Below are 25352 nucleotides of genomic sequence, written 5' to 3'. Positions count from 1 at the left end.
GCTATAAACGATCAATCGTGAAGCTTTCGCTTGTCGATAACTCTTACAGCCTTGCCCTCGCTTCTTGCGATGGATTTAGGTGATACAAGGTGTACCTTTGGATTGATGCCAAGCATATCCTTCATAGCACCTGCAAGTGCTCTTTCTTCCTTCTGAATATCCTTTACCTTATCCGAGAACTTATCGGGATTCATCTCAACGTTGATATCAAGAGTATCGGTATTGTTTACACGGTCTACTTCGATAAGGTAGTTAGGTGAATAGCCCTGTTCAATGAGAACTGTTTCTATCTGTGAAGGGAATACATTTACTCCGCGGATTATCATCATATCATCGCTTCTGCCCATAGGCTTAGCCATCTTTATGAGAGTACGTCCGCATGAGCACTTCTTTCTGCTGAGCCTGCAAAGATCGCGTGTACGATAGCGAAGAAGCGGGAATGCCTCCTTGGTTATGCTTGTGAACACAAGCTCGCCGACCTCGCCCTCGGGGAGTACCTCTCCTGTCTCGGGATCAATTATCTCGGGGATAAAGTTGTCCTCGTTGATGTGCATACCGCTCTGTTCAGAACATTCAAATGCCACACCGGGACCGCTGGACTCTGTAAGTCCGAAGATGTCGTAAGCCTTGATACCCAGTGACTGCTCGATACTGCGGCGCATTTCCTCAGTCCACGGCTCGGCGCCGAAGATACCTGCCTTGAGGTTAAGATCGTCGGGAGTAAGTCCCATATCGCGGACAGTTTCGCCGAGATATGCCGCATATGACGGAGTACAGCAAAGTATAGTCGCATTGAGGTCGCGCATGAACTGTATCTGACGCTCTGTATTGCCTGAACTCATAGGCAGGGTAAGACAGCCTACCTTGTGTGAGCCGCCGTGGAGTCCCATACCGCCTGTGAACAGACCGTAGCCGTATGCTACCTGAACTACGTCCTCGTTAGTGCCGCCTGCGGCAGTGATAGCTCTCGCACAGCAGTCCTCCCACATATCAACATCGTTCTGAGTGTAGAAAGCAACTACTCTCTTACCAGTAGTACCGCTTGTGGAATGTATCCTTACACAGTCGCTGAGGGGCTTTGCAAGCAGTCCGTAGGGATAAGCCTCTCTGAGGTCTGCTTTGCTCAGGAAAGGCAGCTTGTGAAGGTCCTCAGTTCCCTTGATGTCCTCAGGCTTTACGCCCTTTTCGTCCATAAGATCACGGTAATACTTAACGTTTTCGTAAACGTGCTTTACCTGTACAACAAGTCGCTCGTCCTGAAGTTTCTTCATTTCTTCACGCGATGCACATTCGATCTCTTTGTTCCAATATTTTTCCATTGGACTTCGACTCCTTTTCTTAGATCTAAGATCTTAGATCTAAGATCTCAGATTAATTATTTCTAAACTCTTAGTATGGGCGGATAATATTCACTCATACTTAGCTCTTAGTTCTAAGTTCTTTGCTCTTATTACTTAGCTGCTTTACCCAGCTCGAAAGCCTTCTTGTTGAGTTCGAGGAACTTAGGCGGTACGCACTGTTCAAGTGCCTTCTGCCAGAGCTCATCGGGATAATCCATACGTGAAGCAAGTACGCCCATAAGAACTACGTTTGAAGCCTTTGCAGTACCTGCCTGCTCAGCCAGTGAAAGCGCGTCAACTGCAACGATCTCCGCACCTGCTGCCCTGAGCTTTTCAACAAGGTTCTCGGGATACTGTGCAGCACCTGTGATAACAGGCATAGGATCGATCTGCTGTGTTGAGGTTATGAGCTTGCCGCCTTTTTTGAGGTATGGCAGACATCTTGCAGCCTCAAGAAGCTCAAAGGAGATAACTGCATCAGCCTCGCCCTTTTCTATTACAGGTGAGTATACCTTATCACCATACTTTACATATGTTACGACCGAGCCGCCTCTCTGCGACATTCCGTGTACCTCGCTGACCTTTACGTCATAGCCCTGTGCAAGAAGCACATTTCCCAGAAGCCTCGAAGCGAGCAGCGAACCCTGTCCGCCGACACCTACGATCATAATAGATTTTGTTTCCATTTTATATTACTCCTTAATAGATTATTATTAGAATTTACTGCTGCCCATTCCGGCAAACTTTGCAAACATTCCGAAACCGCCAAGTGCTGCGAAACCAATGTTTTCAAGCAGTGACCTGATGAACGAGCCCTTGCAGTCACACTTTTCAAGCAATGTACTGAAATCTGCTGATACATCTGAGAATGATACATCTCTGACGCCTATCAATTCGTACAAAAACTCACTTTGTTCATAACTCAGACTTCCTGCCTCTACGCCAAGCTTATCTTGCAGGATAGATGATACTTCCAGACACCATGATGTTCTTACTGCAAAATAAATACCTAACACCATAACTACCGCACATATTATCAGACCTGTTTTTTCTTCGAGATCACTGTTTTTAGTCATTATGGTATATCCGAAGAAAATACCCAATGCCATTACAGCTCCGCATACCGAAGCAACAAATCCCATTCTTGCAACAAGGATTATAAGCAGAATACCCGGAATAGCACCTATAACAGCTCCAAGTACGCCTTTAACTATAGGCATAAGCTTTGATTCATTGGAATTAAAGCCGCTGTATACCGTATCAGATGCGGGATAACCGCTCCTTGTGTCATAGCTGCTGTAGTTGTTCGAGGACTGCTGTCCGTAGCCGCTTTGTGCATTGCTGTAGCCTGTAGACTGCTGTGCCGTCTGTACGGCATTATTACTTACCTGCACTGCTTGTTTATTTGCCTCCTCAGCCGCCTGCTGAGCGAGTGCATTCATATTGCTTATATCGTCCATTCCGTTGGAATTTCCGATACCGGTCATTAAATCATCCATTTTTCATATCCTCCCAACGATCAAATGCTCAGGACAGCATTTCAAGCTCGCCATCGACAAAACCGATGGCAGTGCCCTTAGCCCCCTTGAGTATCTCTGAGTATTTGCCGTTTTTCATGTATTCTTCAGCCATTTCCTTAAACAGCTCAAGCGCATGGTTCCACCCTGTATCGTCCTCATCTGAGGTATCAACTGTAAAGATATTCTCTCCGCTGCTCCACACCTCTTCGCAAGCCCAGTCGCCGTCCTTGTCATCGGGATCGAACTCCCCTGCGGCTATGAGCTGCGCTCCGTAGATATGGTCCTCATCGGACTCCTCATAGAGATTAAAGCAGAAAGCCTTAGTCTCCTCAGGCATATCGTTATTTTCGAGAAGGTCGTCCAGCCAACGTGCGAACTCCTCATATATTGGTAACTGTATCATCTTTTTTCCTCTTTGTTTTCTTAAATCTGAAAAACTCAAGCTTTGCACATTCGGGACATTCGTATATGCTTACTGTAAGAGCACCCGATGCCCACTGATCGAGATGCTCGAATATCAAACCGCTTTTTCCGAGCTGTATACGTTTTGTACCTATGTACTTCATCATAATATTGCAGTAGGGACAGTTTATTTTCCTTATCTTCATAGTAATACCTCGTCTGTTAGTGCGTCTTATAATGATTTGAATATCGTCCGAAAACACGGGACGTCGAAGACGCCGTCCCCTACAGTGCACTTATGCTGCATTGCATTCTGAACGCCGAGGGCGGCGTTCCCTACTCAGTTCTTAGATCTTAGTTCTGCTTATTCAATAGCTCCGATCTTACACTGCTCCTGACATATGCCGCAGCCTACGCAGAGAGTATGGTCAACTACTGCCTTGCCGTCACGCATCGAGATAGCAGGACATCCCAGCTTCATACACTGCTTACAGCCTACGCACTTGTCATGGTTCACCTTTACAGGCGGATTGTGCTTAACGTACTTGAGAAGTGCGCATGGGCGGCGGGAAATAATAACCGAAGCCTCGTCAGCAGCAAGCTCCTCCTTGATAGCAGCCTCTGTCTCGGCAAGCTTGTACGGGTCGGTTACACGAACACGCTTGATACCGATAGCCTTGCAGAGCTCCTCAAGATTTACAGCCGCAGCAGGATCGCCCTTGAGGTTCTTACCTGTAGTCGGGTTCTGCTGATGACCTGTCATACCTGTGATAGAGTTATCGAGAATGATAACTGTAGAATTTGAATTATTGTAAGCGATATTTACAAGGCCTGTCATACCGCTGTGCATGAATGTGGAATCACCGATAACTGCAACTGTCTTGTGCTCGGACTCAGTTCCTCTTGCCTTGTTGAAGCCGTGAAGTCCCGAAATGGAAGCACCCATGCAGATAGTTGTATCAATAGCGTTGAGAGGTGCAGCAGCTCCGAGAGTGTAGCAGCCGATATCGCCCGATACTGTAACGCCCAGCTTCTTCAGACAGTAGAACAGACCTCTGTGAGGACATCCTGCGCACATTACAGGAGGACGTACAGGGATATTCTCGTCAAGCTCAGCGTAATCCTTCTTCTCGCCGAGAAGCTTTTCTGCGATAACAGACTGAGGAAGTTCGCCGATATAGCCGAATATCTCCTTGCCCTTTACATTGTTCACGCCGATGTTGCGGCAGTGCTCTTCGATAATGCCGTCAAGCTCCTCGATAACGTATACCTGCTCGTACTTCTTTGCGAAGTCCTGAATAAGCTTTACAGGGAGAGGATTTACCATACCGAGTTTTAGTACGGAAGCCTTGTCGCCGAGAGCTTCCTTTACGTACTGATAAGCAGCGCCGTTTGTGATAACGCCGAATTCAGCCTTGTCCGATATCTCGACTCTGTTGAGAGGAGTTGTCTCAGCATACTCGATGAGCTTCTTTGTACGCTCTTCAACGAATACGTGTCTGCCCTTTGCGTAAGCAGGCATCATAACGAACTTGCTCGGTGTCTTTTCGTAGTCCTTGAGAGGAAGGTCATTGCGCTCCTCCATTTCAACGATGCTCTGTGAGTGAGCAACTCTTGTGGACATTCTTACTATAAAAGGTGCGTCAAACTGCTCAGAAAGCTCGAAAGCAAGCTTGACGAACTCCTTACATTCTGTAGAGTCCGAGGGTTCAAGCATCGGCACCTTCGAAGCAATAGCATGGTGACGGCTGTCCTGCTCGTTCTGAGAGGAATGCATTCCCTGATCATCGGCAACTGCGATGACCATACCTGCATTTACGCCTGTGTATCCTGCTGTATAGAGCGGATCAGCAGCAACGTTGAGACCAACGTGCTTCATTCCGCAGAAGCTTCTTGCGCCAGCTATAGAAGCTCCGAGAGCAGTCTCCATAGCGACCTTTTCGTTAGGAGCCCACTCTGCGTAGACCTCGTCGTACTTTGCAACTTCCTCAGTTATCTCAGTTGAAGGAGTACCCGGATAGCTTGATACGACGCGGCAGCCCGCTTCATATAAGCCTCTTGCAAAAGCTTCGTTTCCAAGCATTAATTTCTTCATTTTATGTATTTTCCTTTCATGTTAAAGATTATCATATCTATGTCAGTTGAGAGTGGAGAGTTTAGAGTTGACAGTTATGGTGCCGCCTGCGGCGGCATTATTCAAATAATGTGAGCGCAGCGAACACATTAACTCTCAATTCTCAACTTTCAACTCTCAACTTAATTCATCACGCAGCCACCGTGCAACGCCGTCCTCATCGTTAGTACCGATGATATGGTCTGCGGCAGCCTTTACCTCTTCTCTTGCATTGCCTACTGCAATTTTTATATCAGCCTGCTCGAACATAGGCAGGTCGTTGAGATTATCACCAAAAGCCACGACTTCATCAAAGCCGTACCTCTCGCGCAGGAAGCGTATACCGTTTGCCTTAGATGCTTTTGCTGAAAACGCCTCCAAAAACCACTTTCCTGTGTAGGTATCCTTATAGAATGCACAGTCTGCATCTTCCATGCTGTCGATAGTTTCCTTTACGGGAATAAGCTTCTCGTAATCGGTGAGTGCCGTATAATATATGGTCATATCATCGGCAGCTTCAAGCAGCGAGCTGCACTGCACATAGGGCTTGTGGTAGTTGTTTTTCCGCACCTCTGCAAAAGCCTTCATCACACGGCTGGTTATTTCGGTGTAATAACAGGTCAGCACCCCGTTATTGAAGCGGTACATGAAGCACTCAGCTCCTGCTTTATTAAAGGCTTCGGTTATCTGTGCCGAAGCACTTACGGGTATGTACTCGTTTTTGATATAGCAGTCGTCCTTCAGGTCATATATGCTGACACCGTTCATAAGTATGCACGGGACATTCACATTTACAGCCGATGTTATAGGCTTTGCAGAATATACCGACCTTGCTGTGGCAAAGGTGAAGTAAATGCCTTTACCGATAAGTCCGTTCAGTATACCTGCTGTTTTTTTGCTTATCTTCCCATCGGTATCAAGAAGCGTACCGTCAAGGTCTGTAATGTAGAGCCTCTTCAATTTTAGCCGGTCACCTCCGATAGATACTCATAAAGGTATTATAACATATTTCAACTTAAAAGTGAAGAATTTATTGTTATAATTTATTAGATTTGTACATTCCGACGGAATTCAGCCCCCTTGAATGTTAATCATGCATAAACGCCACGCAAAGCACGGCGTTTAGTGAGTAGAGAGTAGTAAGTAGCCCTCCCGTAATATGCACATCATCACAGTCGGGAACCCGAGGGTGACTCCCTGTAGTACAGGGTTACTTCCTACAGTGTAGGGAGATGTCCGAAGGACAGAGGGTCGCGGTGCCTGTTGGGCGGGCTCCACTACTGATCACTAATCACTAATAAAAAAAGAGCCATGAAGAGTTATGGTTCTTCATGGCTCAAAGTGTGTGTTATATTATGGCAGGCTTGCCTTTACTTGATTTCGAGTCTTTTTGCGACAGGAGCTTCGGGAGCTTTCTTCGGCAGCTCAATGGTCAGTATTCCATTCTTGTACTCTGCGCTTACCGCATCGGTATTTACATCTCCGATATCGAAGCTTCTCCTGTACGAGCCGAAACTGCGCTCGCGGCGGATATAATTGCCCTTGTCGTCCTTTTCATCATTGGAAGTGCTGTGCTCAGCCGCTATAGTAAGCTGCGAGCCGTTGATATCGAGCTTGATATCTTCCTTGTCGAAGCCCGGGAGCTCCGACTCCATAACGTACTTGTCTCCGTCATCACGGATATCTGTACGGCAGTTGTTTATCGGCATATTGCTGCCGAAGAAGTTTTTGTCAAAGTCATTGAATGCGTCCCACAGACCAAAGCCTGTGCCGCCGAAAGGTGTAAGTCCATACATGATCCATACCTCCAAATTCTTATTTGCCTGTCCCTCTGACAGACCTCATATTTATCCTATGCAGTTTACCTCATTATATGCACTTTCCATTGGTATCGCTTCCTTTCGTTTCATTGTCTATATGATACTGCCGTTTTTTGAAAGAAATATCACAACATTGTGAAAGTATAATGAAAATTAGCACTCTCGATGTGAGAGTGCTAATTTTCTTCTTTACAATTTATCAGAAAGCCATCTGTAAACGTCGTTTATATCATTATTTCCCGAATTTATGCCTGTCATACATTTATTTTCATGTATGCATATTTTTTCCGCAGCACCGTTTTCATCGTAATATACCCCATACCACGACATTGACGGTGCCTCCACAGCAGGCAGTACCTCAGGCTGGATAAGTCCGATATTTTCCTGATCCAAAGCCCCAGCAAACTTGCTGTACATTTTTTCAAGCTCTTCCTTGTCACAGGTCTTTACCAGCTTTATATCGTTTTCAAGGCTGCCGTCCGAAAATCTTTCCATAAGCTCATCAGGCCTTAGATAATTGATATCATCGGACAATACACTGTAGCAATTGCCGTTTTTGTCACAGAATTTGCTTGTCAGAAGCCCATCGGAGCTTTTGTAATACAAAAAAGCTATATCGGGGATCTTTATTTTTGATGTTTTTATGTTTCTGCCGCAGCCCGTGCAGCAGCCTATGAGAAGAATAATAGCCGAAAATGCAGTTAATGTACGTTCCATGGTATCACCCCTATAAAAAGTATTTCTACTATATAAGTCGCTTCAGGAAGCCATTTTGTTGCACTTTCGGCAAAATTTCGTATGCTTGCACAATTGAGTTGTACGTTTTTAGTAAGTAATATCCAATACAAATCAGATATAAGCCTGTTTTTTGAGAAGAGCGGATATAGTTCTGCCGATAACGGCAAAATAATTTATATCCGCTACCGACCATTTTTTGAAACGGCCGACATAACAGAATGATATCATGCCCTTTATAATGCTGTCATCTGTCATAAGATACTGAACTGCTCCGCCTATATTCTGCTCGGCAAGCTTTTCAAAGGCGTTGTCGTCTCTGCCTTCAAGCTCGTTCACATTGTCTATGACGAATATTCCGTCACCCGAAAAGCGATCAGTATAATTATTTTCAAGGAGATACGCTGCATTTCTTGATGCGGCATTTCCGCAGCTCAGCATAAGTCCCATATCGCTGCCAGAGAATACGCATATATCATCTATGCCGAACTGTGAACGCACCTGCTCAAGAAGCACCGAAATATCAGGTATCCTGCCCAGTACAAGATTTTCCGCAAGTCCGCTCACAAAGCCAAGCTTTTCGGAAGCCTCGCCTTTTCCGCTGAGGAAGGCTATTTTGTTTTCCATATCCTTTTCTACAGGTCCGTGCTTGTTGATATCGTAGATGACATAGCGGTTCTGACCCTTTTCCTTGGCGATATACAGAGCCTTATCCGCCTGCATGAAAAGCTCGTCATAGCTTTCGCTGTCTACGGGATATGTAGCTACTCCCATTGAACAGGTAAGGCGGAGTTTCTCGGATCTGTCCGCAAAAGCAAACTCCGTATTAGTCCTTATGGCGCGGAGTATACCTCGGAGCTCTTCTTCATCGCGGATATTTTCAAGTGCGATAAGGAAGCCGCTTCCGCTTATTCTTCCTGCTATCCCCCGTGAACCTATTGCAGACCTGATTATTGAAGCCACCTTGTATATGACCTCATCTCCGAAAAGGTGTCCGAAGCCGTTGTTTATATCTGTAAAATCATCGATATCGAGTATTACAAGATTGACGTTATATGCAGGCTTTTCCGCAAGCATCTCCTGAGTAAATGAAGTGACCGCACGTTTGTTGAGAAGTCCCGAAAGCGAATCCTTATTTGCTTCAAGAGCAAGATTTACGTCCTTTACCTTGCTGCGTGAATTGACCACGGATATGATTCCGCTGACCTTTTTCACATCGGGCATATCATAACGGGTTATGCCCCTGAAAAGGCAGGTCTCACGGTTCTTGCCCTCGGTGAACATTGATGTTTCCAGTTCATAATCAAAACGGTATACTCCGCTCCTGATATCTCTGCACAGGGCATTGAAGGTCTCGATGTATCTTGTCAGGATATAACCTGATTCTATAGCGTCGCTGCGCCATTTTTCAAGCTCCTCGTCAAGCAGGACTATCTCACGGAAGCACTCAAACATATATATGCGTATGCGCTTTGTCTCGAAGCTGTATTCAAAGGCAAGGTCCGAGATAAGGCTGAGTACATTTCTGTATTCAGCAGCCTTGCTCTCACGGCTGTATGCCAGCGGCTCAAGAGACAGCACATCGCTGAAGGTTATGGAGTAAAGAGGCTCTGCTTCACCTGCTCCGAAAAAACGAACAGCCGCAAGTATCCAGCGGTATTCGCCGCTGATGCCTTTCATGCGTATGACCGTCCTGCGAACTTCGCCCACAGACACTTTTTCAATGCATTCCATAAGCCGCGGATAGTCCTCATCGTCAATGGTACGCCTTATGGAATAAGTAACGTCATTTCCGAAAAAAGTGTAAAAGGCTTCATCACCGCTCTGAGTATGCAGACTCTTGTCAACCACAACTCTGCCAACGCTGTAAAGCTCCTCACTGATAAGCTCACTGTTCATATGCCGCCTCCTTCCGTAACTATATCAGAAATATCAAAGGATAATATCTTCAAATTTACCGCGTATAGCCTTTACAAGCTCCTGCGGCGAAAGGCGTATCTGAGTGCCTATGCGTCCGCCGCTTATATAGAAAAGGGGCAGGCTCTCTGCGCTTTTATGTATCACTGTCATAAACTGCTTTTTCATGCCGATAGGAGTACAGCCGCCGCGGACATATCCCGTTATTTTGGTTATGTCCTTTACGTGGATAAGCTCCACGGACTTTTCTCCCACGCTCTTTGCAGCCTTTTTCATATCCAGCTCCAGTGCTACAGGTATAAGGAAGCAGAAATAGTTTCCGCTCTTGCCCTGAGCCACAAGTGTCTTGAAAGTCTCTTCAAGAGGCTGTCCAAGCTTTTCGGCAGTATGTATACCGTCGATGAATTCATCGCACTCGTAAGTCTGCACGGTATAATCTATCTTGCTCTTGTCAAGAAAACGCATTGCGTTTGTTTTTAGTTCTTTTCCCATTATCTTCACTCCTGAAACTTTATTAATCCGGTCCGCCCCATTTAGTCAGCTCAATACCGAGCCACACAAAAAAAGAATGAATTATCAGCCATGAAACGATAAAACATATCCTTAATCTTTTCAGATCGGGTTCTTCATTGTTTTCCTCTGCTCTTCGGATATGCGCTTTCGCACAAAGGAAATATATCCCAAACCATATTATTATGTAACCTATACCGCAAAGAATAAGCTGAAAAGTAAATTTATCCATCATCTGTTCACCTCTTATACAAGTGGATACTATCCGCCATCAATAGTCAACAAATATGTGTTTTGTTTTTTGTTCAAAACATAGAATTCATAATTAAATTTTCCAATATTCAACGTTTTTCCGTTGAAAAACAGCTCATTTCAGCCCTTTTACAAAAAGCATAATGCACATCAGACTTTAACGGCTTATAAGCTCCCTGTTTTTTATCACAAAGCCGTTATGCGTGTATAATTCAACCGCTCTTTTATTCCATTCAGCCACATGGATCGTTATAGGTTCAACTGTATATTCTCTGATATGCCCTATTGCCCATACGAGCAGCTGCTTTCCGAAGCCTTTTCCCTGATACTTTTTATTCACTATCAGGTCATCAATTTCCGCACCGAAGCAGCCTACACTGCCTATGATAGTTTCGCCCTCCATGAGCAGGAAGATGTTTTCCTTTTTGCCGTTCAGCTGCCTGATATCGAAGTAAAAGTCATATGGCTCATTATCCAGTGCCCTGCGCATATCATAGAAACATTCATTGTATACGCGCTCATACTGACTGTAGTATTTATCGCTGAACGGCAGCAGCTTCACATTATCGGCTGCTTTAGCATCTCCTATGTATTTCATTTCGTACACGTAAAAGCTTTTCATACTATCTCTACCCCTACAGCTTGTATATACGACACGGGCTGCCAAAGGCAGCCCAAAAATTCATTCAATGTTTAAACACGGACGATCTATGGTCGCCCCTACAGGCTAACGGCTCTCTTGCTAAAGACGCAGCCGCAGTAATTCTGCCTGTACAAGTTATACTGCTTTGACAGCTCTATTGAGTGTTTATAGCCATCGTGCTTCTTGAAATCCGAAAACAGATAAGGCACTCCGCACTCCTCCTGCAAACGAGCTCCGCACTCGTTTATGAAAGTGCAGTCCTTATGGGGACTTATCGTCAGCGTAGTCGTGAAGAGATCACATCCCATCTCCTTAGCCTTATCTCCTGCCATTCTCAGGCGATACTCTATGCACTTCCTACAGCGTTCACCGCGCTCGGGAAGGTCTTCAAGTCCCTTTGCCAGCTCATAAAAAGGCGCAGAGTCATAAGGCTCTTCAATAACAGGGATATCAAGTCCCATTTCCCTGACCAGCCTTTTCAGTTCCTCATATCTGAAAGCAAACTCCTCCTCGGGAGCTATGTTGGGATTGCAGAAATACAGCGTGATACGGAAGTATTTCTCCAGTACCGTAAGAGTATGGCTGCTGCACGGCGCACAGCAGGCATGAAGCAAAAGCGAAGGCTTTTCGCCGCTTTTTTCAAGCTCTGCAAGCTTCTTATCCAGAAGCAGACCGTAATTGGTCTTAGGCTGCTTATCCATTATTATTCCTCAAGATTTTTCAGAGCCTTCAACTCTTCGCGGTTGACCTTTATCTCAGCGTCCTTCAGGAGCTTTACCTCGCTTCTGTCAAGAGTTACAGGCACTTCTGACTTTTCAGTCTTTACGCGGAGCTTTCCTGTGATAAGATTTACGTCCTCGACCTTGCCATTGTCGCCGTCGGGAGTAACTACGATAGCGCCTATCTTAGGAGTGATCTTCAGAAGCGCCTCATAAGCATTCTGCTCGTTCTTCAGACAGCACATAAGTCTGCCGCAGGTACCCGATATTTTTGTAGGATTAAGGGACAGTCCCTGCTCCTTAGCCATTTTTATAGATACAGGCTGAAAATCGCCCATATAACCCTTACAGCAGAATTCTCTGCCGCATATGCCAAGTCCGCCCAGTATCTTAGCTTCATCTCTCACGCCTATCTGACGGAGCTCTATCCTTGTTCTGAATACTGCCGCAAGATCTTTTACAAGCTCACGGAAGTCAACACGGTTCTCAGCCGTAAAATAGAAGAGGAGCTTGTTATTGTCGAATGTACACTCCACATCTACAAGCTTCATGCTGAGCTTGCGGAATGCTATCTTTTCCTCACATATCCTGAAAGCGTCTTTCTCACGCTGTTTATTCTTCTCAACGACCTTCATATCGTTATCGTCTGCAAGCCTGATTATCGGCTTTAACGGTGATGATATCATCTCGTCCTCTATCTGACGGTTGGCAATGACGACCTCTCCGCACTCTACTCCGCGGACAGTCTCAACTATAGCGTGATCTCCCACCTGCGCCTTTATGTCTCCAGGGGAGAAATAATATATTTTTCCTACGCTCTTAAAGCGTACTCCGACTATTTCCTTCATTGAAAGCTCCTATCTATGGCTTATCCTGCGATATCCATTACATCAGCGCACAGTGCCGTCAGCACCAGCGGTATACTAACATTGCTCTCGACAGCTCCCCACGCCTTTTCGATACAAGAATGTATCCTTCCAGACTGGCTCGGAGTGACATATTCTGAAAGCCTTACAGCCCCCTCACGGTAGCAGCCTATAGTCTGACTGCCCGGGTCTTTTCCAAGCACTGCTGCATCGCGCACCAGCTTGTCGAGCATAGACAGCACCTCTCTTACGTCATCGCGTTCACGACCCAGCGAGAAAAATCCCACATTGAGAGCATACTCGTCTTTTTTTATTATACTATCTGCGAGGGCTTTTGTCAAATCCACACGCTTTCTCAGTTCCTCATCTGTTATATACTGCTCACACATACCTATACAGCCGTGAAAGCAGTCCACAGCCCTGCGTATATCGTCGGGCTCAAAGCCGCTTTCCGCAAGTGACTGCGCAGCCTCTTCCTCAGTTACAGGCGATGTATTGAAGCAGACGCAGCGCGAGATGATAGTCGGCAGGAATTCCGACTTTGAACCGCAGGTAAAGATGAAATATGCGTAATCGGGCGGTTCTTCTATAAGCTTCAGCAGAGCATTCTGCGTTCTTGTGTCAACATTGTGGCAGTCCTCAAAAATATACACCTTGCAGCCGCTGCTGTTATTGGGCTTTACATATGCGTCAGCTATGACATCTCTTGCCTCTTTGACACTGAAATTATTGAGCTTTCCCGTCTTTTCGGGAAATATCACATCAGGGTGTATGCCTTTTTCTATGTTGGAGCAGGCGTTGCAGACTCCGCAGGGCTTGCCGCCCACAGGTGATTCGCACATGAGCGACTGAGTGTAATACCTTGCCATTAGCTTCCTGCCGCTGCCCTTTTCTCCGCATATAAGCAGAGAGTGTGCAGTTCTTCCGCTTGAAGCCATTCCCGCAAGAGTATCAATGAGCTGCTTGTTACCGTATATTTTTTTCATGCTTATTCCTTTTCAAACGGCAGGTTCTCCTTGCCGCATACAATAAATGGCACTGCTTTTTTATGACAGCAGATATGGTTCACGATTTCTTCTCCGCCGTACTCACCGTCTCTTGTCCATGAAAAAGGCTCGTCGGACAGATTGGTGATAGTAACATTGTCCGTGCGGAAAAAGACGATATTTTTATCGGTCAGATCATTCCTGAAAAGCGAGAACGCTGTTTTTCCGAAATCGGCAGGATTTTTCGGTTTTCTGATGAGCGTAACCTCAAATACTCCGTCATCGAGCAGGAAATCCTTCATCTTTATCATTCCAGCAACAGAAGATGTATTTGTGACCATGCCGTAAATAAAATCGTCCTCGATGACCATATCGTCATATTCTATGCGCATGGGCTTTGCTTTTATGTTTCCGATCTCCTTCGCACCGTCCGCGATATACGCAGCGTGTCCTAACACATTCTTGACCTTTTGCGAAGTCTCATATGTGATATTCGTAAAAGCTCCGAAGGCTGCCACATACGAGAAGTATCTGCCATTGAAGCCGCCCACATCGCATAACACAGGCTCTCCGTCAATAATAGCCTCAGCCGCTTTAAGCTGATCGGTAGGTATACCCAGACTCTTTGCAAAATCGTTTGTAGAGCCTGCCGGTATATATCCTATCTGTATCTTGCGGTCACTGCCCATTACCCCTTGCAGGCACTGACTCAAAGTTCCGTCGCCGCCTGCTATCACAAGCTTGTCAAAGCCGTTCTCACAGGCGTATACTGCCTTTTCCACAGCGTCTTCGCTGCTCTGTGTAGTATGGACGGTAACTTCATATCCGCTTTTAGCGAATTCATCAATGATCTCCCCAAGCTTTTTACTGATCGCTGCTTTTCCGGCAACGAGATTTACAATAAAAAATATTTTTTCCATTTATATTCTCCCTATATGACGACGCGGACAGTTTTGCCTGTCCGCTGTCTTTATGTTCACTTTTTAACTGTCTTGAGATATTCCTCTATGGTCTTTGCGTTGTCTGTATTTGATACATAAGCGTAGTAAGCAAGTACCTTAGAAGCGTCTACCGAGTCTATAAGTCCGTTCTTATCCACATCGGCAGCCTTGCCCTGAGCATCTGTGAATTTGCCCTTTGCATCGTTTGATGAAAGTCTTGCATATTCTGCAAGTATACCTGAAGCATCTACGGAATCAATAAGACCGTCATTGTTGATATCTCCCAGCTTGTTCTCAGGAGCCTTCACCACGATCTCAAAGGAATCTGTTCCGTATACCTTTGAACCGTCCTTGTTTGTGAGCTTTGCAGTTACCTTATATGTACCTGCCTTAGATGTATCAACCTTTGATCTGTCAAGGGTGATAACGAATGTCTCAGGCTTGATATTTGAGTATTCAAGAACATAATTCTCAGTAAAGATATTCTCGCTTATATCCTCGAATTTGTGTTCTTTTCCGCCTGTTGCGTGTGTTGAACCATTTTCTGCTTCTACAGTATAATGGAACTTTGCACCTGTGTAATCCACCTTGTCGCCAACAGTATACTCTGTCTTTTCAGGCTTGTTTATGAATATTGCTCCGTAATACTTCGTATTGTTTGCAGGAGCAGTTGTTGTAGTGGTCGTAGTAGTTGGCTTTAATGTTGTTGTAGTCGTAGTCTTTGATGTTGTAGTAGTTGGCTTAGATGTTGTTGTAGTTGTCTTTGATGTCGTAGTAGTTGTTGGCTTTGATGTAGTCGTAGTAGTCTTTGTAGTTGTGGTAGTTGTCTTGGACGTTGTTGTGGTAGTTGTAGTTGTTGTAGTTACCTTAGGCTCTCCTGCTACCTTCTTGTATGTTGCATAAGCTATTGCAGGGTACTTGTCCTTATCTGTGATGCCTTTGTATACCTCTGTAAGAAGTCCGTCATCAACGTGGAGCTTGCCTATCTTGTTGAGGATAGCTGCTGCGATAGCAAGGTGTCCCTTCTGATTTGGGTGAACATCCATAGTTGAAAGTCCGCCTGTCTGAACATCAACGAAATAGTTTGCGTTGCCCGGATTGTCTGTGGAAAGGCTTCCGTCATATGATGTGAACTCTGCCTTTACGTCAACAACGTCTATACCGTCAATAGTATTGAGATTCTGCGAATAGCTTCCCATTACAGTCTCCATCTGAGATCTTAAAAGACTGATGAAGGTAGCAGTGCTTGACTTTTTGCCGTATGTTTTTTCGATATATGTAGGATCGAACTGAACAGGCTGATAAATGGTCTGTACCATTATCTTTGCATCAGGATTAACAGCCTTTACCTTATCGGCTGCTTTCTTTATGTTGGGGATAATATGTGTCTCGATATATCCTTCATAGTTCTCGTTCTTATAGCTGAGGTTGCTTCCAATATCACCGAAAAGGCTGCTGAGCTCTATCTGTGCTCTGATACCGCTGTTTGCATAAGAAAGAATGCTGTTTATATTAAGTACCGTAGTCAATGTGCTCATAGACGGATTTTTCGGGATATCAGCTGCTGTATAGCCTTCATTGAAGAAATTCTGATCAGGCTTTGAAAGAGCAAAATCAATAAGGCCCTTTGCAATATACTGCATTATATCGTTGCCGCCTATGGAAATAACTACATATTCCGCATCGGAAATATTCTTCTTCTGCTCAGCATTCATACCGTCAATAAGTGTGAGCATATCATCTGTTGTATCGCCTACAACTGCATAGTTTGAGACCTTACAGCCAAGATAATCGCCGCATATCTCACCGTAGTTGTGAGCAACGTCACCTTTTCTTGTATAGCCTGTCGCAATGCTGTCGCCAAGAAGCACCATTCCTGATTTTGATGCGGCAGTTACCTTTTCAGCCGCACTGCACGGTATTGAAGCGATAGCAGATACGCTCAATGCTGCCGAAAGAATTGTTGATATAAACTTTTTCATAAGATCCTCCTCTGTTTGAATATAAATTTCATTGCTGCATTACAGCCGGCGGAAAAAATCCGCAGCTAAATGTAGTATATAATATTATCTTTTCCATGTCAAGCGGAAATTACAGTAAACATCAAAAATCATCAGAAATAATATTATATTATAATTTCTGCCTGTTCCGCTTTTACGAACAGAACAGGCAGTTAATATTTTTTATTTTGCACCTTCCATTATTGCGCCGAGTATACCGCCGTCCCATGTAAGTGCGCCTCTGTTGAAGATACCGAAGCTTGATTCGCCGCTCATTTTTCCGTTATCCCATACAAAGCACTTTATTCCGTTTGCCTTTGCGCTGCTGACATAGTATTTATAGTAATCACTGCGGGTCGCGGCACTTGCAGCATTTACGCAGCCGAATTCGTCGATTATTACAGGTGTGCCCTTGTCGATGAATTTCTTTTTGAGCTCTGCAAACTTTGCGCTCACCTCGTCCTTGCCGCTTTCCGTAAATGCAGTCTCCGAGCCCTCGGCAAACTTCCACGGTGCGTAATAATGCACGGACAGAATGATATTTCCGCCTGTGGGGACTCTGAAATCATTGAGTGCGACACTGTCGGCAGAAGCTGCATATGTAGTTACGATAAGTGTTCTTGCCGCATTGTTTCCGCCGCTCTGGCGTACTGTATTCACAAAGTCGCTTGCATAATCGTTTATGACTGAACGCTCTTCCTTTGTACCGCCCATCCATTCCATTGTTGAACCGACAGTTCTTGGTTCGTTCATGCCTTCAAATATAAGGCGGTCGTCATAATCGGCAAAACGCTCGCAAATCTGCTCCCATATGGTCTTGAGTCTGAAGCTGTCGCCGTTATACGAGCTCTTCTGAGGCTCAAACCAGATATAGTCATCGTGGTGCATATTGATTATAACGAACATTCCCTCGGTATAAGCATAATCCACTACCTCCTGAACTCTGTCCATCCATTCGGTGCTTATAGTATCGCCGTCCATATGCTCAGCCCACGTTACGGGTATTCTTATTGCATTGAAGCCTGCTGCCTTGACGGATTTAATCATTTCCTTTGTGGTCTTGAGGTTGCCCCATGCGGTTTCAGTCTCAAGTCCATTCTTATCGGTCTTGTAGCTGTCAAGGGTATTTCCCAGATTCCAGCCCACCTTTATTTCGGAAACTATCTCGTCTGCTGTGCGGAAGCCGCGTTCAGCCGCAGCGATCGTTGCCGTCTGGACTGTAACGTTATCTTCGGGGGCAGCTGTAGTAATAACAGGGAATTCTCCTGTAAAGCCCTCACCCTGACTGTATTTTACCGATACACTGTCAAGTGTTACCGAAGGCTGCTCGCTCCACCAGTATCCAAGCACAAGCTCATTGTTCTTGGCTATATTCTCCTTTGCCTTATCAGGCACGAACCATACCAGCTCTATGCTGGAATCATTGGTGAATACAGCTGTATCACCAGACTGGTATTTGCCCTTTGAAGAATTTATGCCGAATGCTCCCGTGAATTTTCCAAAGCCTCCCACTGCACTCACCTTAAAGGTGACTACCTGAGGTATGACCTTATCGGGAATAAAATCAAGAGGCACATGGATAGTATTGTCAGCGTCAGAATAGTTAACGCTGATGCCTACCTCTGCTGTTCCCATGCCGTCAACAGGGACCTCTCTCGTTCTTTCATATGTACATACAACATTTTCTATTCTGATACTCTCACAATTGCCCCACCAGTATCCGAACAAAACCTCTCCGCCTGCGTGTATGTAATCCTTCAGCTCTTCAGGTACTTCCCATGTTATTTCACCATAGCTTCCCTGAGTAGGTGCTGAAAAGTCAGGGCTCTGATACCAGCCCTTGTTTGTAGCAGCAGGACAATCGCTGTCAACAGCAATTCCGCAGCCGCCTTTGAATCCCCCTATATCGCTGCCGTCAGCTGAATATATGGTAAAAGTAAAAGACTTTACCCTGTCGCCGTCCTCAATGAGATCGGCAAGGGGGAACTTGATCGTATTGCTTCCCTCAGCTCGGCCGATAGTCCTGTTAACGGTTATCTGCGAATTAAGAGTTGCGGAAACAGTCTCAACTGGGCTTATATGCTCGGTCGCCATCTCTGTAGTTTCCTCCTCGGTAATAACGGTAGTAATTTTCTCCTGAGTTGCCTTCTCTTTCTCGGCAACATCAGAAGTCCCCTTTTTCTTCGCACAGCCGACAGCCGATACAGCTAATACCGCAGCGATCACCAGTGCGACCTTTCTTATCCTCATTTCAAATTTCCTCTCCTCATCATAGATGATAACGAAAACTCAAACACAACCGATGTCCCCTATCTCTGCTCCGCTGCTGATCGTTTTGAGTCATAATAGTGTATCTTACAGAAGCGGAATATTTAAACATCAGTTTTAAGAACACTCATTGTTATTATAACATGATTCAGGCATATTTGCAATACATGATTTAAACTAATATATATTGTATCAGTATGTTTTTATTTATTAATATGCCTATAACTTCCGCTTTTTCTGTACCTGTATCAAAAATGACAGAACGATGAAATCCCGGTGGTGAATATGCAAATAATTGATTACAATTTGTTATTCGGCTTGACAAATTATAACCACACGTGTATAATGATTATAAGATGAGCGAAGAGCACTGCTTCGCATTTTTCAATCGTATAAAACTCTTATATGAAATGAAAGGACACAAACAATATGAATGATTTCAGAAAAAAAATGATCGCCATAGCAGCTGTTGCATGCGTTATGCTTACATCAGCTGTCTCATGTATGGATTCAAAAAAAGACGATAACGGCGGTAATAACAACAGCGCTGCTACTGAGGCAACCGAGGATAGTAATGCTCCCACACTCGAGCATATCGACAACGAAAAGGGCAATGTTGTCGTAACTCCTTTCCAGTCAGGTTCGCCTTCCGATCTCGGACTTGCATCAGCTCCTGATGAGGCAACGGCACTTGACGCTGAAGATCCTACAGCTGCTAAAGAGCCTGCTACAGAGGTAGTAGAAGTTACCGAGGCAAACGGTGAAAAGGCTACAGACGCTAACGGACAGGTAGTTACACAGATCGTTACAAAGGCTGCTGAAACCACAACAGGTTCTTCTGCTAACAACTATGTAAGCAAGACCGACAGCAGATACTGTCTGTGGATAGACATCTCAAAGGATAAAGACTATGTATTCAACGATGATTTCATCGAGGTATACTTCAAGCTCAAGGACAATATCCCCGAAAAGGACTATGCTGTAAGATTCAATCCTGATTTCTCAACTATCGGCGGAACTTCTATCAAGCCTGATAAGGTAATTCAGGGTAATATCCGTGTAGGCGGCGATATCGAGGCTCAGAACGTTTCATCCGAAACAGGCTTCGTTGCTTACGGTGACAATATTTCAGCAAAGCCGGGCGAAGAGATCTGCTACCGCATAAATCTCAAGAACAACCCGGGCATGGCTGCTATGCTGGTATGGATATACTTTGATTCAAACGCTATGGAAGTTGAGGACGTTATCCCTTCAGGTGAATTTGCTAAATTTGCTTCATCTGCTTCTACAGGCGAAAAGCCAAAGTCAAACTAAAAAGCTGAAAGCTCCCGATATTTCGGGAGCTTTATTTTTTTCTTCAAAAAAATACCGAAAAAACTAAAAAAGAGCTTGACAAATGTAAATTTTACTGCTATAATAAAACCATACCAAACATATAGGAAATATAGTGGAACGAAATGGAGTGAGTTGAATGTATGGTATTCTTTCTAAACGATGTTGAATATCCTATACAAGAAATGTTTTTTTGAATAAAATGAAATTTTAAATATAATTTATATAAAGGAGATATTATTATGAAAACTTATAAGAAGATAACTGATCTTATCGGAGGAACTCCCCTTCTCGAACTCTCAAACCTTGAAAAAACTTATGAGCTCAATGCTACTATCCTTGCTAAGCTCGAATACTTCAACCCGGCAGGAAGCGTCAAGGACAGAATCGCAAAGGCTATGATCGACGATGCCGAGGCTAAGGGACTTCTCCATGAGGGAAGCGTTATTATTGAGCCTACCAGCGGTAATACAGGTATCGGTCTTGCTTCTGTTGCAGCTTCAAGAGGCTACAGACTCATTATCACAATGCCTGAGACAATGAGTATCGAAAGACGCAACCTTATGAAGGCTTACGGTGCAGAGCTGGTTCTCACAGAAGGCTCAAAGGGCATGAAGGGCGCTATTGCAAAGGCTGAGGAGCTTGCTTCCGAGATCAAGGGCAGCTTTATCCCATCACAGTTCACTAACCCTGCTAACCCTGCTATCCACGAAAAGACAACAGGCGTTGAGATCTGGGACGACACCGACGGAAAGGTAGATATCTTCGTTGCAGGTGTAGGTACAGGCGGTACTTTAAGCGGTACAGGTGCTTATCTCAAATCCAAGAACCCTAACGTTAAGGTAGTTGCTGTTGAGCCTAAGAGCTCACCTGTACTTTCAGAGGGCACAGCAGGCCCTCACAAGATACAGGGTATCGGTGCAGGCTTTGTTCCCGAGACACTCAATACAAGTATTTATGACGAGATCATCACTGTTTCAAATGAGGACGCTTTTGAAACAGGAAGAAATATCGTAAGAAACGACGGCGTACTCGTTGGTATCTCATCAGGTGCTGCTGTATGGGCTGCTATCCAGCTCGCAAAGCGCCCCGAAAACAAGGGAAAGGTCATCGTAGCACTTCTCCCGGATACAGGTGAGCGTTACCTTTCAACTCCTATGTTTGAATAATTCTTATATGCCATTATACAGCAAAAGCGGAGCTTAAAAGCTCCGCTTTTGTCATAATAAACACTTATATGCAATAATCTCCGCCGATAACGGCTCCGCGTTCGATAACTGTCTGGAGAGTTATATTGTCAAGGTATTCATTTATAGCTTTATAAAGCCCCTCCCAGACAAAAAGTGTAGAGCATTCATTCACTCTCGGACATTCATTTGGTTCAAAGTCAAGACATGATACAGGCGCAAGACTTCCCTCAGTCGCTCTCAGTACATCTCCCACAGTGATGTCAGCTGCCTTTCCCGCAAGCATATATCCGCCTCTGTTTCCGCGGTTAGTCCTGAGGAGTCCTGTTTTATTAAGAAGAGGCACTATCTGTTCGAGATATTTTTTTGATATTCCTTGTCTGTCGGCAATATCCTTTAAGGATACATAGCCCTCTTCCTGATGAACAGCAAGATCATACAGCATTCTGAGTGCGTATCTGCCTTTTGTAGATATTTTCATTAGTACGCTCCTTTCAAGCGATTGTTAGGTGTATTTTAATTAATGTCAGCTCAGCAACTTCAGATTGGCTTAATATAGCTTTATAAAGCCAATCTGAAGTTGTCAAAGTGTAAGAAAAAATAATAATTTATGATTTTTTCTGCACTTTGTTTTGCCCCTTAGGGCAAAATGAGCTTGACATCAATTAGTGTATCGCGCAAATTCCTAAATAATAAAGAATTTGCGCTCCCTGAACTTTGTTCAGGGCGATAACCGCCATTCGGCGGTCATCGAGGATACGCTAATTATACCATAGGTTTACTATGTTTTGCAAGTGCTTTTTTGCATCTTTTATTATTTTCCGCTTATCCGAATTAATCTTGACATTTTGCTGTAAAATGTGATATACTATACTTGTCTTATATAAAAATACGCCGTATAGCGGCTTTTAACGATACGGAGGATAGAAAAAATGAAAAAAAACAGGCTTTATGCTCTGATTCTTGCGGCTGTTGTAACAACATCCGTTTCCGCAGGATGTCTTGGCAGAAAGAAATCCACTACTTCATCTGAGCCACGTCCGACACGTGCTGCCGATGACGAAAGATCACAGGTAGACCTTTCATCTATGGGTTCCAATGTTATAAACGGCGAAATCGGAACTATGGTATCAGAAAACGATACCGACTTCACTCTCAACGCTGTTATCGACCCGGGTCTGCGCGACGACTCTGCAAAGTTCATCTACTTTGATATAACTCTCCGCAACAACACCGATAAGGAATATGAGCTCAGCACACTCAATAATTTCTATATCGAGCTTCCTGCGGGTACTAAGCTTTATTCCGAAGTCCGCACACAGCTGTATGCAGGAAACCACTTCAAGGACGACAAGTATTTCGTTGATCCGTTCACTATCCCATCAAACGGACAGTTCAGCGGTATCATAGGCGGCTTCATTCTCAATGAAGATATGAACGATTTCAATGTATGCTTCTTCCCTACAGGAAAAGACCCCAACAACAAAACAACAGTTATCAAATATAAGATCACTGCCGATAATATCACAGCTCCCGACGCTGAGGTATTAAAGTAAAAAACGGCTTGACCGTTATACCTATTACTGGATTTTACGCCATAGTTTTCTGATATGAGCACTATGGCGTTATTTTATTTTTAACGATAATGATACGAAAGAAGGGTTTGCTATGAAAATTGCAGTATTCTCAGATGTACACGGAAATCTTAAAGCTTTAAAAGCTGTACTTGAACAGATCAGAGAAAAAGCTCCCGATCTGACAGTGTTTTTAGGAGATATCTTTCAGCGCGGAAATGAAGAAACGGAATGTCTTGAGCTTTTAAAGGCAAGTAATATAATCTGTTTGAAAGGCAACTGCGAGCTTTATGCCGAGCATGGTGTCGATGTTGATCCCGACGTTGAACACCTGAGAGCTTATTATGACGGTATCAGGGAAAAGCTTACGGACAAGCAGATGCAGTTCATCAGGCAGATGCCGCTGTACTATGAGAACGAATGCCACGGACACAAAATACGTTTTTCGCATTTTCTGTTCTTAGACGTAAATGCGCCTTATCCGTTTTTGCCGCTGTCATCTCTGAAAAACGGCGAGTTCGATAAGGCTTGCGAAAGTGAAGAAGTAAAGGGATACGATCTCGTCGTAGTCGGTCATTGTCACGAGAATTTCGTGAAAGGAAATGTAGTTTCCGTTTCGGCTTCCGGACTGGAAGGTGCTTCGTTCCTTATGATCGAAGCTAACGAAAACGGTGTCAGCTTTGAGCATTGCAGCGTGACGCTGCACCCTTGCTCCGCGCTATAATGATACCGATAAACAAAATACAGCCGCGAGAGACACTGAATTATCAGGTAGATATCATCGCGTGATTTGAAAAAATTTTGATCTTGCCGTTAGTCATCAGGAAGCGGCTTCGCCGCTTTATTATCGGGCGGATAATATCCGCCCCTACTAATTAGGCTAACGACTAATGGCTCAAAAGACAAGCCCCGAGGCAATGCCTCGGGGCTTGCTGTTTATTTAGTTGAAGTTGAATTTGCTGCGTAGTAAGCAAGTACCTTTGATGCATCGGCAGAGTCTATAGAACCGTCCTCGTTGTAGTCGTATTCCTTTAGCTGCTTTTCTGTAGGCTCTGTTTTGCCTGTGGATATTTTGGCATACAAAGCAAGTATCATCGAAGCGTCTACAGAGTCTACCTTTCTGTCGAAGTTCACATCGCCCTTAGGGAAAAGATCATGTGAGGGGTCTCCGTAAACTTCTATATATCCGTGCTCGATACCATGAGTGAAAGTCCATGCTTCCATGAGCTTTCCCTCTTCGTCCATTAAGGCATTAGTGAAAAGATCGGTATCCTTATTGTAGTATATCTCAATCGGATATTTAGTGAAATCTCCGTTCTCGCTGGGAAGCTCGACCTGAAACGTAAACATCACGCCGTCTCTGTTCTTCTCACCTGCACTTGCGATCAAAACTCTGAAACCGTTATCCCCCTCAGGAAAAGCTTCAAACATACTTCTCTTGAGAGCCTGACCTGCAAATGCAATATAGCCTTCGTCGTCCTTGACTAATTTAAGTCTGTCATCGACCTTTACGCTGAAGCCTGCATTGTCATATTTGCCGTCGGCATCTTTTATTTTGACCTCTATTGTTCTAACAGGGTTAGCCTTGTATTCAGCATATGAAATTGATTGCTGAGTTATGGATATAGTGGGCTTTACAGTTGCCTGCGAAACGTCAAGGTCACCGAGTTCATATTCATCGCCCTTGGCAGCACCTGCAAAAGCCTGCAGTGCTGTTGCAGATGCGAGCATTAATGCTGCGATAGATACTGAAACGAGTTTTTTGAATAATTTCTTCATTTATTACAGTCCTTTCCGAGTCTGTTCCTTATTTCTTCCTGCTGAGAAATGCTTCAAGCTCTATTGCGTCATTTGCTGAAATGTATGCATAGTAAGCAAGTACCTTTGATGCGTCTGCCGAGTCGATAAGTCCGTCATGATTCACATCACATGTAGCACTTTCCTTCTCTGTAGGTTCTGTGCTGTTAGTGGATAATCTTGCGTAAATTTTAAGTATAGCAGAAGCGTCAACAGAGTCTATAAGACCGTCACCGTTAGGATCTCCGAGCTTATACTTCTTTCCTGTATCCGGTGTTGTGGTCGTTGGCTGTGTTGTTGTGGCAGTTGATGTTGATGTCACAGTTGTTGTAGTAGATGCAATTGATGTTTTTGAAGTAGATGTAGTTGATTCGGTGGTAGTAGTTGTAGATGCAATTGATGTCTTTGAGGTTGATGTAGTTGATTCGGT

At 44.5% G+C, this 25352-nt stretch carries 26 protein-coding genes; 4 read left to right on the top strand and 22 right to left on the bottom strand.

All coding sequences use genetic code 11. The annotated features are described in order from the left end of the window. Positions 1–11: 11 nt before the first annotated feature. The 19 genes from L870_RS0113590 to L870_RS18715 form a co-directional block, all read right to left on the bottom strand. Complete coding sequence (locus tag L870_RS0113590) at positions 12–1319, bottom strand: phenylacetate--CoA ligase family protein (protein ID WP_028518613.1); 1308 nt, start codon at positions 1317–1319, stop codon at positions 12–14. Positions 1320–1450: 131 nt separating this feature from the next. Then, complete coding sequence (locus tag L870_RS0113585; protein WP_028518612.1) at positions 1451–2026, bottom strand: indolepyruvate oxidoreductase subunit beta; 576 nt, start codon at positions 2024–2026, stop codon at positions 1451–1453. A 27-nt stretch (positions 2027–2053) separates the two neighbouring features. Further along, entirely contained in the window at positions 2054–2839 is a 786-nt protein-coding gene (locus tag L870_RS0113580; RefSeq protein ID WP_028518611.1) for a hypothetical protein, read from the bottom strand. A gap of 28 nt (positions 2840–2867) precedes the next feature. Then, positions 2868–3263: a hypothetical protein gene (locus tag L870_RS0113575; RefSeq protein WP_028518610.1), complete on the bottom strand. Its 396-nt coding sequence runs from the start codon at positions 3261–3263 to the stop codon at positions 2868–2870. Continuing rightward, positions 3241–3468, bottom strand: coding sequence for a hypothetical protein (locus L870_RS0113570; protein ID WP_028518609.1), 228 nt, complete (start codon positions 3466–3468; stop codon positions 3241–3243). The genes L870_RS0113575 and L870_RS0113570 overlap by 23 nt, the downstream gene beginning before the upstream one ends. A 158-nt stretch (positions 3469–3626) precedes the next feature. After that, positions 3627–5357, bottom strand: a complete 1731-nt coding sequence (iorA, locus tag L870_RS0113565; protein WP_028518608.1) for an indolepyruvate ferredoxin oxidoreductase subunit alpha — start codon at positions 5355–5357, stop codon at positions 3627–3629. Positions 5358–5513: 156 nt separating this feature from the next. Beyond that, entirely contained in the window at positions 5514–6335 is an 822-nt protein-coding gene (locus tag L870_RS0113560) for an HAD family hydrolase (RefSeq protein ID WP_037272392.1), read from the bottom strand. A 410-nt stretch (positions 6336–6745) separates the two neighbouring features. After that, entirely contained in the window at positions 6746–7171 is a 426-nt protein-coding gene (locus tag L870_RS0113555) for an Hsp20/alpha crystallin family protein (RefSeq protein WP_028518606.1), read from the bottom strand. Positions 7172–7384: 213 nt separating this feature from the next. Beyond that, complete coding sequence (locus tag L870_RS0113550) at positions 7385–7912, bottom strand: hypothetical protein (RefSeq protein WP_028518605.1); 528 nt, start codon at positions 7910–7912, stop codon at positions 7385–7387. 132 nt (positions 7913–8044) lie between these two features. Continuing rightward, a complete protein-coding gene (locus tag L870_RS0113545; RefSeq protein ID WP_028518604.1) occupies positions 8045–9829 on the bottom strand; it encodes a GGDEF domain-containing protein in 1785 nt (594 codons plus the stop codon). A 33-nt stretch (positions 9830–9862) separates the two neighbouring features. Then, on the bottom strand, positions 9863–10339 hold the full coding sequence (ybaK, locus tag L870_RS0113540) for a Cys-tRNA(Pro) deacylase (RefSeq protein WP_028518603.1): 477 nt from the start codon (positions 10337–10339) through the stop codon (positions 9863–9865). A 22-nt stretch (positions 10340–10361) separates the two neighbouring features. Further along, on the bottom strand, positions 10362–10592 hold the full coding sequence (locus tag L870_RS0113535) for a hypothetical protein (RefSeq protein WP_028518602.1): 231 nt from the start codon (positions 10590–10592) through the stop codon (positions 10362–10364). 174 nt (positions 10593–10766) lie between these two features. After that, a complete protein-coding gene (locus L870_RS0113530; RefSeq protein WP_028518601.1) occupies positions 10767–11231 on the bottom strand; it encodes a GNAT family N-acetyltransferase in 465 nt (154 codons plus the stop codon). 98 nt (positions 11232–11329) lie between these two features. Next, on the bottom strand, positions 11330–11953 hold the full coding sequence (locus L870_RS0113525; protein ID WP_028518600.1) for an epoxyqueuosine reductase QueH: 624 nt from the start codon (positions 11951–11953) through the stop codon (positions 11330–11332). 2 nt (positions 11954–11955) lie between these two features. Next, positions 11956–12819 carry a PSP1 domain-containing protein gene (locus L870_RS0113520; RefSeq protein ID WP_028518599.1) on the bottom strand — a complete coding sequence of 288 codons (864 nt, stop codon included), beginning with the start codon at positions 12817–12819 and terminating at the stop codon, positions 11956–11958. Between the two features lie 20 nt (positions 12820–12839). Beyond that, the gene (locus L870_RS0113515; RefSeq protein ID WP_028518598.1) at positions 12840–13823 is read right to left on the bottom strand and encodes a DNA polymerase III subunit; all 984 of its coding nucleotides are present in this window, start codon (positions 13821–13823) and stop codon (positions 12840–12842) included. Positions 13824–13825: 2 nt separating this feature from the next. Further along, positions 13826–14743 (bottom strand): diacylglycerol/lipid kinase family protein, encoded by a 918-nt coding sequence (locus tag L870_RS0113510; protein WP_028518597.1) that lies wholly within the window; start codon positions 14741–14743, stop codon positions 13826–13828. A gap of 56 nt (positions 14744–14799) precedes the next feature. Then, positions 14800–16746, bottom strand: coding sequence for a GDSL-type esterase/lipase family protein (locus L870_RS19760; protein WP_028518596.1), 1947 nt, complete (start codon positions 16744–16746; stop codon positions 14800–14802). 201 nt (positions 16747–16947) lie between these two features. Next, positions 16948–19014 carry a cellulase family glycosylhydrolase gene (locus L870_RS18715; RefSeq protein ID WP_051411574.1) on the bottom strand — a complete coding sequence of 689 codons (2067 nt, stop codon included), beginning with the start codon at positions 19012–19014 and terminating at the stop codon, positions 16948–16950. 447 nt (positions 19015–19461) lie between these two features. Between L870_RS18715 and L870_RS0113495 the strand changes: the two genes are divergently transcribed. Next, positions 19462–20346 carry a hypothetical protein gene (locus L870_RS0113495; protein ID WP_028518595.1) on the top strand — a complete coding sequence of 295 codons (885 nt, stop codon included), beginning with the start codon at positions 19462–19464 and terminating at the stop codon, positions 20344–20346. Between the two features lie 260 nt (positions 20347–20606). Then, entirely contained in the window at positions 20607–21533 is a 927-nt protein-coding gene (cysK, locus tag L870_RS0113490; RefSeq protein WP_028518594.1) for a cysteine synthase A, read from the top strand. Positions 21534–21597: 64 nt separating this feature from the next. Here the strand turns inward: cysK and L870_RS0113485 are convergent, their stop codons facing one another. Further along, positions 21598–22032 (bottom strand): RrF2 family transcriptional regulator, encoded by a 435-nt coding sequence (locus L870_RS0113485; protein ID WP_028518593.1) that lies wholly within the window; start codon positions 22030–22032, stop codon positions 21598–21600. A gap of 451 nt (positions 22033–22483) precedes the next feature. On the opposite strand from L870_RS0113485, the gene L870_RS0113480 reads away from it, so the two are divergent. Together L870_RS0113480 and L870_RS0113475 are read left to right on the top strand one after the other, a co-directional pair. Continuing rightward, the gene (locus L870_RS0113480; protein ID WP_028518592.1) at positions 22484–23107 is read left to right on the top strand and encodes a hypothetical protein; all 624 of its coding nucleotides are present in this window, start codon (positions 22484–22486) and stop codon (positions 23105–23107) included. Positions 23108–23219: 112 nt separating this feature from the next. Beyond that, positions 23220–23849: a metallophosphoesterase family protein gene (locus L870_RS0113475; protein WP_028518591.1), complete on the top strand. Its 630-nt coding sequence runs from the start codon at positions 23220–23222 to the stop codon at positions 23847–23849. A 212-nt stretch (positions 23850–24061) separates the two neighbouring features. Here L870_RS0113475 and L870_RS0113470 read toward each other — a convergent pair whose 3' ends face one another. Then, complete coding sequence (locus tag L870_RS0113470) at positions 24062–24904, bottom strand: dockerin type I domain-containing protein (protein ID WP_028518590.1); 843 nt, start codon at positions 24902–24904, stop codon at positions 24062–24064. 28 nt (positions 24905–24932) lie between these two features. After that, positions 24933–25352: dockerin type I domain-containing protein (locus L870_RS0113465; protein ID WP_028518589.1), on the bottom strand; the 420-nt coding region annotated here is incomplete at its 5' end.

The organism is Ruminococcus flavefaciens ATCC 19208 (assembly GCF_000518765.1).
Taxonomy (GTDB): Bacteria; Bacillota; Clostridia; order Oscillospirales; family Ruminococcaceae; genus Ruminococcus; species Ruminococcus flavefaciens.
This window is presented reverse-complemented; position numbering and strand designations above follow the sequence as displayed.